The organism is Proteiniphilum sp. UBA5384, assembly GCF_002410825.1.
GTDB lineage: Bacteria > Bacteroidota > Bacteroidia > Bacteroidales > Dysgonomonadaceae > Proteiniphilum.
On record NZ_DHOS01000071.1, the window covers coordinates 55,215 to 71,144 of the forward strand.

A 15,930-nucleotide genomic window follows, 5' to 3' on the forward strand; every position below is an offset into this window, starting at 1 on the left:
ACATTTATCTCTTTACAATCTTCACCGCATCGGCTGTTACGGCGCGTAAGGTGGTATTATTGCTCAAGACAACCTGCACCGTATCCTCACTAAAGAAGTAAGTGCCTAATATACTCCATCCCTCTTCCGAGCGTTGCAGATTGATATATGCATTTTCTTCATCACCGTCATACTTTATTTTAAAATGATATTCGGCATCCCCGGCTGCACGACCGCGCCCCCGTCTTCCCCTGCCTCTCCGAAGTTCATCCGGTTTATAGACATAATAAAACAAGTCGTATCGTCCGGCCTCGGGAACAGGGATCTTCCACGTTGCGCTCTGGCTTCCGGTACCGCTTTTGATTACGTAAGCAGAACGGACATGCTTGCCCCAATAATTCTCATTGGTAGTCAATGTCCACTGCAATGGCGGGCGCCAATCCGACACACCCGCGTAACGGAACGAGTTGTCGTCCACCCGGTCGAGCCATTGCGGGAGAAGCCCCACAATATCAGGCTCCGACAACACGAACAGCGTTGAATCCTCATTATCGACAATTACCTCACCCTGTATATGATAAGAAGAATTCTTCACGATGAAATCTCCCTCTTCATCAATTGGCTTGTTCCGCTCACGAATAATATTATTTATCGGAAGATTGATCGTAGCGGGCAGATTGGCCGAAACCAGCGTATTGACAATGATACTTCGCGGCGGATCATCCCATACCGAGACTAAATTTTTTGCCTCCCATGCATTGAGGGTCACCTTTCGTTTCGCTCGTGGATCATAGGTATCATCCCCTTGTCTTCCTCCCATATTCATTTCCACGCTGATCACCCCATCGTGGTACGAGTCATTGACCACCTGCAGCTTTACCACATATACCTCCCTGTCGCGGTTCGTAATACGGACGACTTCCGGCGTTCCCACAAGATAAACGGGAAGGGAGGTTGGCCCATGCCATGCTTGAAGCGGCGTACGCAGGTTTACCCCTGCAATCATCCCCATGGTATCCAACAGGTTCTCGAACCGCAGGTTGGTAAATATATTCCGCTGCAAAACAGCGCGCAACGAATCCCTGTATTCTTTATAGCCGATATTTTCTTCGGCATGCGCAAACAGATAATTGGCTTTCAAAGAAGTGACATTATCCAATAAATCCCGTTGTTCGGGGTTAGCAAGCAACTCTTTGAAAGGATATTGCGCCATCAGCAAGTTTGCCTTTTCGCTGTTACTGATTCCGTTCATTTGCCTGATCCAGGTATTATTATCCGCCTTATCCTGTAGGTATAATTCAATTAAACGGTTGGCCACAGGCCACTCGGAAGAGAAAATATTATACCTGAAATTATACAACTGCGGAAAGATAAAATAAGGATTCGATTTTTCGGTAACATTCATTGCTCCACGTTCCTGCGACCAGTTCAAATTACTTTCCGTTCGTTCAAAAAAGCGCATAAACCGGTTTAACACACGCATTGCCGCCTCTTCATCGCTGATCTCTTGTCCATTCCGCCTTGCCCAGTTTTTTTCATTGCTGATTCCTCTCACCACATCCGCCTCATTAACCAAGCTCCCTTTTTCCGGAAACAGCACCATTTCGGGCTGCATCACCTCCTGTGCCTGTGTCCATGTACGAGCATAACTGTAGAACTGTACCGGCACTTCGACCAGAGAAAATCGGTTGAAAGAATAATCAAGAGAATAGGTCATTTCGACTGCCCTCCTGCGTTCACTGATTTGTGACGGTATCGTATCGACAATCTCGTCGAAGAGGTTTGAAAAATAGTCATGCCCTCTCAAATACCATATAGTAAAGCGCGTGCTATCCACATCGATACTTTTCTCCTCATAATCACCAATAATCAGCGAGATGGATGGTGTCATAAAGTCTGTCTCATAGATAAAAAGATTTTTTTCCTCTGACGACTTCATGGTGCCCTGCGACAACGCTTTCAAATAATTGCTCGTCCTCACTTTCAGTCGAAAATGGCTGAAATAAGCCTGTTGCCAATCGGAATTTTCGCTACTGTATGATGTGCCCGGACGTGGATACCAATACGTTTCCGGCGTAAAGAGTAGATAATCTTTATTCTGAAAACTATATTTCTTATCTATCTTGAACATTTCACGCGCATATTCCTCCTGCAATAAATCGGCAGGAATATCCAGGTAGCAAAATCCTTCATCCACATATCCGTCATACTTCAACTTGAAATGCACCGAATCGCCCCTCGCTATTTCACGACCAAAATCAATCTGCAGGATTTGATGTTTCCGATTGAATGACAAAGGGCTATTATTTTCGGTCACTTCGCTTACTTGCAATCCGGGATTCAAACAAAAGGTGAATATCGCAGCCCGCTCCAAAGCTACCCCGCTCATTTCCACTGCCGAAGAGATCGTCCGTGGATATTGCTCCAGACTGATATCATACCGGTCGATCACCATTTTCGGATCATTCACATATTGATTGTTCACTTCGGTATATACTCTCCGCATTTTTGCCGCTCCGGTGAAAGTATGCACATGATTGTAGGCAGCCCCCCCCCCTGTCAGAATAAAGAGAAAAGACAAGAAGAGCCACCGATAACTTCCCCGCTTTGAATTGGGAAGCCGTCTAAACAGGAAAATGGAAAGGCAAATAAATCCTATTCCGAGCAGAAGATAAATCATACGGTGATTGATCAACGCCTCCCAATTAGAAAACCCGACAATAGTAGATTTCACCAATGGCAGATTATAGACCATATAATCAAAGAGGTAATAGAACTTATCACCAATATAAAACAAGGTAAGCGCAATATATCCCAATAAGACAACAAATGTAATAGCCTGGTTTTTAATCAGTAACATAAAACCAACGGAAAGTCCGAAAATATAAATCAGCGTAGGGATGCAAATCAACAGGAAATAGACGAGATAAGCCATCCAGTCGATCGATACTCCCGAAATAACGTTAAAAACAATTACCAAGGCAACAATAAAAAGGTCTAAACGAATAAAAACCAGCATATTCCCCCAAATTTTACCGATCACATATTCCGCATTACTAAGGGGATGCACATAGAAAACCTCTGAAGTATCCAGTTTTTTATCCGACTTCAAAAATTCGGACGACAGAAATACGGCGATAATAGCCTGTCCCGTATTCAAAAACATCAGATTAACATAGGGTATGTTGGCCGGCAATGCTTTCATCAGCCAGATTCCCCTACCGTCAGCGACCAATGCCACAAGATTGAATATGCATAAGAACAGAACCGCAAGCACGAGAAAGACACGATAAAACCAGCTTCGCATCAGAAGCTTACTTTCGTACCTGGCAACAGATTGTATATTATGCAGTTTGGACATGCTTATATTTGTTCTTAACAATAGCACTTTAACCGGCCATCAGCTATTTATCACCCTTCCATCCATCGATTCAGCTTTTTCTCCATATAATATACATACGCATGCTCGAGATTCGGAGGATAAGGTTCTGCATCGTAACCCTCTATTTCGTCGGCAACGACCTGAATTTCCCACCCTGTTCCGGAGGGTATTGTTGTTATAACGGGATATTTTTTATCGATTACGGGCAATTCATCGCCACTGATTTTCATTCGCCACACCTTGCCCTCCGCAGTTTTCCGCATCTCTTCCGGTGAACCCAAAAAAGCAATTTCACCTTTGTTCATCAAGGCCATGCAGTTACAGGTACTCGATATATCACCCACGATATGTGTTGATAAAATAATCGTCACATCTTGTTCGCTGATTTTTGCAAGCAGATTACGGAAACGTATCCGCTCTTCCGGGTCCAATCCGGTGGTAGGTTCATCCACAATAATCAGTTTGGGATTATGTATCAACGCCTGTGCGATACCCAAACGGCGTTTCATACCACCCGACAGCCTGCCGGCATACCGCTCCCGTACATCAAACAGGCCGACGCTCTCGAGCATCTCATCCACTGCCCGGCGGCGCATCTTTTTATTGTTCATCCCCGATAAACGGGCGGCATAGTCTAAAAATTCATACGTTTTATATTTGGCAAAAAAGCGGAAATCCTGCGGTAAATAGCCAAGGATGGTACGCACCTCTCTACGCTCTTTCATCAGGTTATATCCAAATACATCCACTTCACCCGATGACGGCTCCATGAGGGCCACCAAGATTCGCATAAGCGTGGATTTCCCCGCTCCGTTAGGTCCCAACAGTCCAAACATGCCTGTAGGGATTTCCATATTGATATTTTTTAATGCATGGTTACCATTCGGGTAAACCTTATTCAGCGACCGTATTGATATGCTCATTTCCTCTCATCAAAGTGCTAAACAAGAACGTATTTTCAGCAAGATTCAAAACGGATAGGAACTTTTCTATTTGCATTGATCCAAACAAAAAGACCTACCAAAGTCTTGTTTTGTCTTAAGTGTCACAAATATACTTATTTTATCCTTATCCAAAGAATTGTTAAGGAAGAAACATTAATAAATCATATGCAATGCACAAATGACAGCCGTACTGTATCCCAGTAGGGAATACAGCACGGCTGTCGGTCTAAACTTCCGATACTGAATGGTTTATGTTAAAAAAGATCCTTTTTCTCCTGAATCAAATGGGTATCTTACTATGAATTAATCCAATAAAGACTCAATAATTTCCACAGTATTTTTTTCTGAAGGTCTTGTTGCATATGCATTGGCAATGTTGAAGTCTTTATCTATGAGGATAAATCTTGGAATAAACTTTAGATCCCACCCTTCACTCAAATTCTTATCAACTGTATGGTATTGTTTAAGTTGCTTTTCATGTGCGGCAAGATAATCAAGCCATTCCTTTTTACCCTTATCGGTTGAAATGGGAAGGAATACCACCTCCTTACCTTCAAATTGTTTTGCTATTGATTCAAAGAATGGTGACTCTTGAATGCATGGTCCACACCATGTTGCCCAGAAGTCAAGATAGATTACTTTCCCCCTGAAATCGCTAATTTTAACCATTTTGCCATCAGTGTCTTCGATCTCAATATCAATGGCGGGTCTACCTGGAAGCAATTTACTGGCAGATTCAATTTTCTTTATCATTTCATTGGCGAAATCTTGGTTAGCCATATTATTGGCGAAGACGGTTACCTCATCTATCAATTCTGGGGAAACACTTCCGCTTAATTTATCTGAATAATCAGATGCCTCAAAAAGTTCTTTTGTGCGTTCTGGAATTGTCAATCCGTTAAACCAGATATCTTTCAGCTCATCATTTGACGTGTATGAAAAAATATCCCTGACAACTGCCACATCAAGATATTCAGCACTGTTTAGCTGTGACAACATTGGAGCTACAATTGGTGTAAGGCTTTTCATAAAGTCTTCACGCTCGGGAAGCTCAAAATCAAGCCCTTTTTGCCTAATTGCATAGCCTGCATAACTATAGAAACTTATATAGCTATTGATTTGGTCGGCAAGGATACGCATACTTTCTAACTCCTTAAACTTACTGTCTGTACTCTGCAAAGCATCCAGTTCCGCTTGTCTTGTCATAGCGGCACTATCTATAAATGCTTTCGTAGTTTCAAAATCACCAATAATATTTCTTCCCGCCTCAAGAAATGATCCTCCTTTAGGGAAAAGGCGCCCTTTCATATAGGTATTTATTTCGGCGCTTGTGCCACTAAACTCAGCTTCAGTATTTCTATTTGTAATCTTCACCATCAAATCGTCACCAGGTGATAGATAAATGGTGTTACGGCTCAAACTATAGTATCCAGGCTCCGTAAGCACGAAGGTCGTATCGAAGTAGCCACTCTTATCCGTTGTAATCGCGATATCACGAGATTTCCCAAGCAGGGAGGAAGCGCCATTATACGACATAACCACCTGATTACCGGAACTAAGGTCAATAAGCTGACCGCTCAAGTGTACAGTTGGTTCACTTTTCTGTTGACACGAAAATAGTGCAATCAACAGTGTAAAAAAGAATAGGTTCTTAAAAGTTCTCATAATAAATAAATTAATTAATAGCTGTTTTGTTTAATAACACCTTTGCTACTTTCAATTTCAGTTTCATGAATTGGGGCTGCAAACCGTCTCGATCCTTTTTCTAACATGTAAGTTTTAATGGGTGACGATGTCAATATGGCCGCATTAGTATATTCATAAAATTCCCGTTTAAGTTCCGGGATATCATCAAAGGTGTCTTGATTATTATTCAATCTCCTGATATCATTCCATCTTTGACTAAAGGGCATCTCCCTTCTTCTTTCTTCAAGAATCATCAGTACAGCTTCTTCCCTATCAGAGGCTGTCAGGTTGATAAAAGAGGATGGTGCATTACTATCAATACGTTTAGCACGAAGCAGATTAACTGTATTCATAGCTTCGTCGAGTTTATTATCTCTTGCCAGAGCTTCAGCTTTTATAAGTAACATTTCAGCGACTGTGGGCCCGCTTGGGATTCTGTCTTTGTAGAAAAAAACATAGCCCGGATATTCATATGCGGGGCTTATCAAGCCACGATCATAGGAATAATTTTCAACCATATGATATTTATATCTCAAGTCGTAAGTCTTATCATAGAGAGCTAAAAGCTCTTTGCTGGGCACATACCACCATGATTCATTATATAGCATACGGAAATAGTAGAATTCCTTCCACTCCATCATATCGCTCATATCAGACTGGTTATCATGAGTATATGGATATTTTATTCCAATAGTTACTCCATCTACGGTAACATTTGAGGGAATATCACTATATCTCATTTCTAAGTTATAGTCAAGCAAAAGATCATGCTCTTGCAATGCTACATCGGCATGTTCAAGCGCCTTTGTGTAATCTCCCTGCGTGAGATAAAATCTTGCTGCGAATGCATTGGCAGCCGCTTTACTTCCGCGCCATGATTTATATTTGTTATTCACAAATTCCATTTTGTTGGTTAGCTTCAGTGCTTCTTGAAGGTCACTCTCAATAAAATTATATGTCTCTTCAAGAGTTGCTCTCTCCACATTTTCCTCAAAACTCGTTGACCTTTTCAAGCTTAATCCCAGTTCTTTTTTGTTAGCTTCGTTATATGGCAAACAATAAGTTTGCGCAAGGCTCCACAGGCTATAAGCTCTCACCAAGTGTGCCTCTCTTTTGAGTTTCTCTTTCAATTCGTCAGCACCACTCACCTTTGGGAGATTATATAACACCAGGTTCGCAGAAAATATCTTGTTATATTCCGAACTCCAAAAACTCTCGCGTGTATCCAACGGTAGATTGTCGATATCCCATGTCGCAAACTGCACATTTGCTATTCCATAAGCGTTCAACTTAGCATCAACCAGTTCGGTGTAAAGGCCATAATCATCAGTACTATAAATAAGTGCCCTATTGGACTCTTGATAAAATATACTATAATTATTAAGGAGATAGTTCAACTGTTCTACCGATGTAATAGTCAGTGATGAGTTTTTATTAGGTTTCTCATCAAGAAAGTCATCACATGAATAGAAAGCAATAAGTACTGATAACGCTATAATTATATTTTTAATTTTACGCATGACTGTTTATTTTAAAAAGTAAGATTTAAACCAAAAGTTAAAGTTGGCCGAGGTTTTAATGATCCCATAGGGAATTCAGGATCTTCATTATATTTATTATTTGTCAGTACAAACAGATTGTTAGCCTGTCCATACACTTTTGCCGAGCGCAGGCCAATTTTCCTAAGAAGAAGCGGATTCACATTGTAGGCAACACTAAGCTCTTGCATTCTCAGATGATTGGCACTTTGCACTCTGTAATCGAGATAAGGATAGAATCTGTCCCAGAAATAATACCGAGGTTCATCCTTTCCAAAAGGAATCGGGACCATTTTTGATGGATCAGAATTTAATACTTCGTTGTAAAGTTTATTTGGCAAAGCACTTCCACCCGACATACTCGGATAGTTGAATATAAGGCCATTGAACTTATGTCCGAATTTCCCTGTAAATATGAATGAAAGATCAAAATCATAAATTTTAAATGTATTGATTAAGCCAATTCCAACGGGTGCGACTTTTGTACCCATATCAAGCATATAATCTCTACCATCGCCGGGAGTCCAGCCGGTGAAGTCATACAAATCGTCTCCTTCACCCTGCACCACTGGTTGCCAGTTCGGATTTGACTCGGTACCTTGGTTTACTACCCCGGCATATTTGAAGGCCCAAAGCGTATTGGCATCATATCCCTGCACGTATGCAGCCGTTCCCCCACCATAAAGGTCATAAGCATTATAGGTAGCCTTAAACAACTTATCAATGACATTATAGTTGTAAGAGAAGTTTACACTCCCTGTCCAGACAATATTGTTCCCTGAAAACTTATTGGTTGTTCCAAGTTCAAATTCAAAACCACGGTTTGTCATTTCGGCCATATTCAATTTCTGGGTTTTAGTTCCATTGACGGCCGGGATACTCATACTTACGATCAGGTCTCTCCCCTTTTTGTTATAAAAGTCAAACTTTCCAAACATTCTTCCTTTAAACATATCGAAATCAACACCTAAGTCGACAGCTCCTGTTTTTTCCCACCGGAGTGTTGGATTTCCATAACTGCTTATAGACGCAGTATAGTCCTGTATATAAATATTCTGGGATCCTGTAACAGATATCAATGGCATAAATGAAGTTGATTTATCTACATTTCCATTATAGCCGTAAGTCGTTCTTACTATCAATCTGTCAATCCAGTTATAGTTTCTCATAAAATCTTCTCTTGAAAGATTCCAGCTTGCACCTACCGACCAGAAAGGCGCATACCTGTATTTGGGGTCATCGGTGATCAAATTCGAAGCATCAGTCCTTGCCGATCCCGATATAGTATACTTATTATCAATAGTATAAGAAGCATTCACATAAAATGACACGTATCTGTCAGTTGCATGTGAAAATTTATGGATATAAGCAAACGTTTGATTTGCCCCCAACCAATTTTTCAGTTGCAATGCACCGCTCCCCCCCACTCCATTGGGGAAAGTCCCAACCGTAAGTCTATCATCATCATATCCATATGTACGCGGACTTTCAGTCGTTTTATAAACTATATTCTGTATTTCCATACCGGCAATTGCACTCAGTTGATCCCTGCCAAAAAACTCTCTATTGAAAGTAAGCTGATTTCTCCAGTTATATGAGGTACGCTCTGTTTTACCTTGGTCAAGTATTCCCCCTTTTGGAAGGTTCGCTGCCACTTTATCGGTTGTCCTGTCCCAACTACTCGTAGTATTCACCAGTTGTCTTACAAAATAGGATCCTTCCATATAATAATTTCGTGTTTCAGCATTTAGTATTTCATACTGGAACTTAGTGTCAAATAAAAGGCCATCAATAAGTTTGAACGCCAATCCTGCTTGAATCCTCGAGTTTAGTGTACTCGTCTTCAAATCTCTTTCTTCAACTTCCGTGAGGGGGTTATAGGACCAATCTTTATATGGAAAAGAGGCGTAAGGCACGTATCTCTCAATATTTGGCCAATAGAATGTACTGGGTAGAGATGTTTTGTTACCATTCTCATCAAGAAGCATATCATATCTTGAACCTGTGTAGATATCTCCATTGTTATTGCGGTTACCCATTATAAATGTACTGATAAAAGAGAAGTCGAGCCACTTGAAGATATTGGCATTTGTTCTGAAGCTTATGTTATATTTTTCGTCATCTGTACCTTTATAGTTTGATTTTCTATTTTCATACATCAGGGAAACATAACTTGATGTTTTTTCTCCCTGTGATGCGACACTTAAATTATATTGTTGGGTAAAAGGGCTTTGCAACATAAGATTCTTTATTTGCCCCCTGTTATCGCTGACTCTTAACCTATCTAACAAGTTACTCAGTTCATCATTTGACAAAAAGCCCAATCTATTTTCATTCATTGCTTCAACTGCCTGCGAATAACCTCCTGTCAGGCTTGTATTACTGTCGGGGGTTGGAGACCATGGACCACCGAAGAAATTAGAATTAAAACCTTTTTGCTCATAATCAATTATCTCAGAGGATGATGCCAATGGTGAAAGATAACCAAGATCAATTTTAGGAGCATATTTCAAAAAAGAATTGAAATTAACCGTTACACCCTTATCCCTTGCACCTGATTTTGTAGTTATAACAATAACACCATTGGCTGAACGTGCACCCCAAATTGAAGTTGCGGCTGCATCTTTAAGAATAGTGATATCTTTCACATCATTAGGATTAATAGACTCCAATCCACCTTGAATAGCAAACCCATCAACAACAATCAAAGGTTGGGCAGCTGCCATAAGGCTTGATTGACCACGTATTTCAAAAGAAACATTGCCATCAGCATCAGACATTACCTGGACTCCCGAAGATGTTCCGATAAGACGTTGCCCAATATTGGTAGAAGGTTTCTCTATTTGATCTGATTTTATAAGATTGTAGGAACCTGTGGCTCTTTCTTTTGAGAGAGTTTGATACCCAGTAACCACCACCTCTTCAAGTAATTCCGAATCATCATACAATATTATTGTATGAGTGGTTTTACCCTCTATAGGAACAATAAGTGTCGTCATACCAACATATGACACTTTCAGTTTACCACTGGAGTCCACAGTTGATAGCATAAACTTTCCGTCAATGTCTGAAACTACTCCTTTTGACGGCTCATCCACAACGACAACTGTCGCACCAATAATGGGTAATCCGCTTTCATCAAGAACTGTCCCACTCACATTGATCTTCTGAGCGAACGATACAATTGAGAAAGTCCACATTAGAAAAAATAGAATTTTCTTCATCATAATTTTAAACATTAAAACAATAACACTAAAACAATAAATATTTTCTCATTAACACATATACAGATAAACCATGAAAAAGCACATAGCAATAAAAAAGAGGTAAATTAATTCATTTCTTTATCTTTTACCCCTAAAAAATAGCATTAATATTATATATAAAGCACAAAGATAGATTTTTTTATGTAGTGGTATGAATACAAGGTTAAAATATTTATATTAGTTATTTAAAATTACAACATTTTATCAATCTGGATTATCTATTCTCTATTCCTTTCAGGGTATTCTGACAATTGTCAAGTAAGTGGAAGAGAGTTACGCTTCCCTTCTCACGTTCCTCTAAAGAGTCTATGACAAGTTCATATCATCCACACATCGCACAGCCGGCTGACAGTCAGATTACCACAAAATAGGTTCCTGCAGCCAGCACCGCACCCACAATCGGTCCTACTACCGGCACCCATGAATAAGCCCAATCGCTATCGCGCTTCCCTTTTATGGGAAGGATGAAGTGAGCGATGCGTGGCCCCAGATCCCGGGCGGGATTGATGGCATATCCCGTTGTACCGCCCAAACTCATGCCGATGGCAATGATGAGCAAGCCTACCGGAAACGGCCCATCGAAGCCCGTTCCGTCTTTCACCGCAAACAGTATCCCGAAAACCAGCAGGAACGTGCCGATTACCTCGCTCAGAAAATTGTAAAAATAGTTGCGGATAGCGGGAATGGTGCAGAAAACACCCAACTTGGTATCCTGATTTTCTTCTGCATCGAAATGGGGCTTGTAAAAAACATACACAAGCATTGCCCCCACTATTCCTCCCAGAATTTGGGCAACGATATATCCCCCGATATTTCCCGAAAACTGTCCTGCCAGCGCCAGTCCCACGGTCAGTGCAGGATTGAGGTGCGCACCGGAATATGGTCCGGAGATGAATGCTCCCACAAAAACGGCAAGTCCCCATGCAATAGAGATAACGGCCCATCCACTGCCATAACCTTTGGTTCCTTTCAGTACCACATTGGCTACCACGCCATCACCCAACAGAATGAGCACGGCTGTCCCTATAAATTCGAATAATAGATCTTGAGGCATGGTATATTGTGTTTTTATTTATTTATCGTATCCACGCTTGAGCTTTATAGATCGCTTGTTGCCATTTCTTTTTTTCGATTTGCATATCGGCTTTTTCGGGTTCGAAAACACGCTCAACACTCCATTGTTGTTTTAATTCGTCGATATTTTCCCAGAATCCCACAGCCAATCCCGCCAGGTATGCCGCTCCCAGCGCAGTGGTCTCGGTAACTTCGGGACGGATGACTTTTTTAGACAAGACTTCGGCCTGAAATTGCATCAGTAAGTTGTTACGAGACGCTCCACCGTCCACCCGGAGTTCTTTCAATCCGGTTTCGGCATCCAGTGCCATGGCGTTGATGACATCACCGGTGAGGAATGCAATGCCTTCTAATGCAGCACGGGCAATATGCGCGCCGGTAGTTCCACGCGAAATGCCCACAATGGTTCCGCGGGCATACTGGTCCCAATAGGGCGCACCCAAACCGGTGAGCGCAGGAACGAAATAGACATCGCCACTATCGGGCACTTCACGTGCCAGGGCTTCTATTTCGGACGACGATTTAATAATTTTCAGTCCGTCGCGCAGCCATTGTACAATGGCGCCACCGATGAATATACTGCCTTCGAGGGCATAAGTGGTTTTGTCACCGATTTTCCATGCAATTGTTGAGATCAAATTGTTTTTAGAGATGACCGGTCGGTTTCCGGTATTCATCAGAATAAAACAGCCTGTACCGTATGTGTTTTTCACCATACCTGGCTCGGTGCACAATTGCCCGAAAAGGGCAGCCTGCTGATCGCCCGCGATGCCTGCAATGGGTACTTTCGATGCGAAAATAGTAGTTTTGGTATGACCGTACACGCTGCTGGAATCACACACTTCAGGGAGTATACTTGTCGGAATGTCGAAAAGTTTCAGCAAATCATCGTCCCACTCCATAGTGTTGATATTGAAGAGCATGGTTCGCGATGCGTTCGATACATCCGTGATATGTCGTTCACCGCGGGTAAGTTGCCACACCAGCCACGTGTCCACCGTTCCAAAAACAAGTTCTCCACGGTTGGCCTTGTCTCTTGCTCCGGGAACATTGTCCAGGATCCATTTTATTTTAGTGGCACTGAAATAGGCGTCAATGACTAAACCGGTTTTTTCCCGGATAAAAGGGATCAGTCCCTCATTCTTCAAATTATCGCAATATTCTGATGTCCGGCGATCCTGCCATACGATGGCATTGTAAACCGGCTCGCCGGTTTTTCGATCCCATACAAGAGTGGTTTCACGTTGGTTGGTGATACCAATGGCTGCAATGTTGGTACCATTGATACCAATTTTGGTGATGGCTTCGGCGATCACCGACGCTTGCGACGACCATATTTCGTGCGGATTGTGTTCTACCCATCCGCTTTGGGGAAAAATTTGCGTAAACTCTTTCTGTCCGGTGGCGCATATTTCGCCCTTGTGGTTGAAAACGATTGCCCGCGAGCTGGTTGTGCCTGCATCGAGCGCCAAAATGTATTTTTCCTCCATAAACTAATTAGTTTAATTAGATAATAGGTAAATATAAAAAGTCACATAATATGCGTTTTACTCCAAAATATAATTTTTCGCCAATTTGACAAAATCATCCACTTCCGCTTCTTCCCATGCCTTATCTTTGCCCAGTTCCTGCGCCATGATCTCAGCCACCTTCGGGGCGCACTCTATGGCCACGCGGGCATCGAGGAACAACAGGCGGACCCGGCGCGCCAAAATATCCTCCAGGTTCATCGCCATCTCTTCACGCACTCCCCAAACTACTTCCGCCACAGTGTAATCGTACTTGGGATGCAGTTTTTCGGCATATTCCGGTTTTTCAGCTTCCAGCTTTTTGATAGCGGGAATATCGGAGCCATACACATAGAGATGATTGGAACGGTCCACATCTTTCTTATTCATATTTCCGTGAATAGAAAGGTCATAGGTCTTGCATTTCGTCTTGTTGAGGTTGTGCACCTCAATGGCTTTGTCGACGGCATCTTCGGCCATCTTACGGTAGCTGGTCCATTTCCCACCCGTAAGGGTAACCATGCCGGAAGGATGCACAATCACTTTATGGCTACGCGATACTTCCTTGGTGCTTTTGCCTTCTTCCTTGGGTGCAGCCAGCGGGCGCAGACCGGCAAAGATAGAGAGCACATCTTTCCTCGTGGGTTTTTTGTTAAGGTATTTTTGTGCCGACTCCATGACGAAATGGATTTCTTTTTCCAGCGGTTTCGGCTCGTAGCTCGGCTCATCGACCAACACGTCGGTAGTTCCCACGATACATTTATCGTGCCAGGGAACAATAAAGAGCACACGTCCGTCGGACGTCTTGGGAATCATCACGGCGTTGTCACCCTTGAGGAACGACTTGTCCAAGACGATATGGATTCCCTGGCTGGGAACAATGAATTTTCCGTGTTTGGGATTGTCCTCATTCAGCACTTCGTTGGCGAAAACACCTGTAGCGTTGATCACCGCTTTGCAGCGGATGGTATATTTTTGTCCCGACAGTTTGTCGGTGGCATTCACGCCGATGATTTGTCCGTTGGCATCCTTGATGAAACCGTCTGCTTCCACATAATTCACCGCGCAGCCGCCCAAATCATCGATGGTTTGTGCGAGGTTTATGCCGAGGCGTGAGTCATCGAATTGTCCGTCGGTGTACACAACGCCGCTGCGCAATCCTTCGGCTCTGACGTTCGGAAGCTCTTCCAAGGTTTTTTTCTTGCCAATGAGTCGGGTTTTACCCAGACTGAGTTTGCCCGCCAGAAAATCGTAGAAAGTCAATCCTACGGCATACAGGACACTGTCCCATATCGTGTAGTTGGGGATTACGAAATCCTGCGTTTTCACCAAGTGAGCTGCATTGTGTGCAAGAAGCCCACGTTCCTTGAGCGCTTCCTTCACCAAATCAATATATCCCTGCGCCATGTACCTTACGCCACCATGCACCAGCTTGGTACTTCTGCTCGACGTTCCCTTACAGAAATCGTGCGATTCCAGAAGCAATGTTTTATACCCTCTGGACGCTGCGTCTACTGCGCTACCAAGGCCACTTGCGCCTCCGCCTATGACGACAAAATCCCATTGAATGGATTCGTCTGATAATTGTTGTAATGATTTATTTCGTTTCATTGTTGTATTGTTATGACTTCACAAAAATAACACAATATTTTTATTAAACGAAATAATTCGAAAGAAAATAAGAATTAATCGAAATTCAGTATTTTGGATCTTTAAAGAGTATATTACCTGTAATTCGTAATATTAACTCGAAAACCTGCGTCTTTCATTAAAAGCAAAAACACACTTGAGCGGGCAGATCCCATTTCGAGGCGATATTCGAGGTTTCAATCGCCATTAATCGAAAGGAGGTGAAATAAATTGAAAGTCTGATACGGATAACTTCAAATATCGATTGTGTCTAATTATATTTTTTTCAATGATCGGGTATATATCGCAAAACAAAGTTTGGCATTACCCCCATAAATTAGTAAAATAAGATTTATTTTTTCTTTCTCGGCGATTCCAAGTTTTTCATATAAAGATGATAACATGAGGGGACTGGTTGTATTCAGAATATAATTTCCTACATGGCTTCTGTCATATTCAAAAGTATCAGATGACAATACTTTATCGATAACTTTTCTTATAAAAATGATTCTGAACACTCCCCATTAATGCGCAACTTAAAATTCTGTCCCGATTAAATATCTTACAATGTAATTCAGGTTCAAGCGATATAATGCAATCTTCATTCTTAATCAACGGTTCAATATTTTCTAAACACTCAAAATCCGTATCCACATAAATCTCTCTTAACTTATTTTATATCAAAAAACCTACAGATATTTCATCGCTATATTATGGTAATTCCATATAAATCCCATAAAGATGCTTATATTCTTCTTTAACAAAATCTCTCATCATCCGCTCATTCCATAAAATATATTTCCATGTAGGATGTTTCTCCTTCCAAGTTTCTGACTTCACGACTTCCCTCTCTCCGCCGAGGCTGACCCCATAAGCAAACAAATCATTTACATACAACTCATAGAAGACGGAAAAAGCCTACCT

The 15,930-nt window shown here is 41.9% G+C and carries 8 protein-coding genes; all 8 read right to left on the minus strand.

Annotation, left to right across the window (positions count from 1 at the left end):
- Positions 1–4: 4 nt before the first annotated feature.
- Entirely contained in the window at positions 5–3,340 is a 3,336-nt protein-coding gene (locus B4G81_RS14015) for a xanthan lyase (RefSeq protein WP_294083568.1), read from the minus strand.
- Positions 3,341–3,390: 50 nt separating this feature from the next.
- Positions 3,391–4,284 (minus strand): ABC transporter ATP-binding protein, encoded by an 894-nt coding sequence (locus B4G81_RS14020; protein WP_294083570.1) that lies wholly within the window; start codon positions 4,282–4,284, stop codon positions 3,391–3,393.
- Between the two features lie 324 nt (positions 4,285–4,608).
- Complete coding sequence (locus tag B4G81_RS14025) at positions 4,609–5,970, minus strand: TlpA family protein disulfide reductase (protein WP_294083572.1); 1,362 nt, start codon at positions 5,968–5,970, stop codon at positions 4,609–4,611.
- 14 nt (positions 5,971–5,984) lie between these two features.
- The gene (locus tag B4G81_RS14030; RefSeq protein WP_294083573.1) at positions 5,985–7,511 is read right to left on the minus strand and encodes a RagB/SusD family nutrient uptake outer membrane protein; all 1,527 of its coding nucleotides are present in this window, start codon (positions 7,509–7,511) and stop codon (positions 5,985–5,987) included.
- A gap of 11 nt (positions 7,512–7,522) precedes the next feature.
- Positions 7,523–10,756 (minus strand): SusC/RagA family TonB-linked outer membrane protein, encoded by a 3,234-nt coding sequence (locus B4G81_RS14035; protein ID WP_294083574.1) that lies wholly within the window; start codon positions 10,754–10,756, stop codon positions 7,523–7,525.
- A gap of 391 nt (positions 10,757–11,147) precedes the next feature.
- Positions 11,148–11,849 carry an MIP/aquaporin family protein gene (locus tag B4G81_RS14040; protein WP_294083575.1) on the minus strand — a complete coding sequence of 234 codons (702 nt, stop codon included), beginning with the start codon at positions 11,847–11,849 and terminating at the stop codon, positions 11,148–11,150.
- Positions 11,850–11,871: 22 nt separating this feature from the next.
- On the minus strand, positions 11,872–13,359 hold the full coding sequence (gene glpK / locus B4G81_RS14045; protein ID WP_294083576.1) for a glycerol kinase GlpK: 1,488 nt from the start codon (positions 13,357–13,359) through the stop codon (positions 11,872–11,874).
- A 57-nt stretch (positions 13,360–13,416) separates the two neighbouring features.
- Complete coding sequence (locus B4G81_RS14050; protein ID WP_294083577.1) at positions 13,417–14,988, minus strand: glycerol-3-phosphate dehydrogenase/oxidase; 1,572 nt, start codon at positions 14,986–14,988, stop codon at positions 13,417–13,419.
- Between the last annotated feature and the right edge of the window lie 942 nt (positions 14,989–15,930).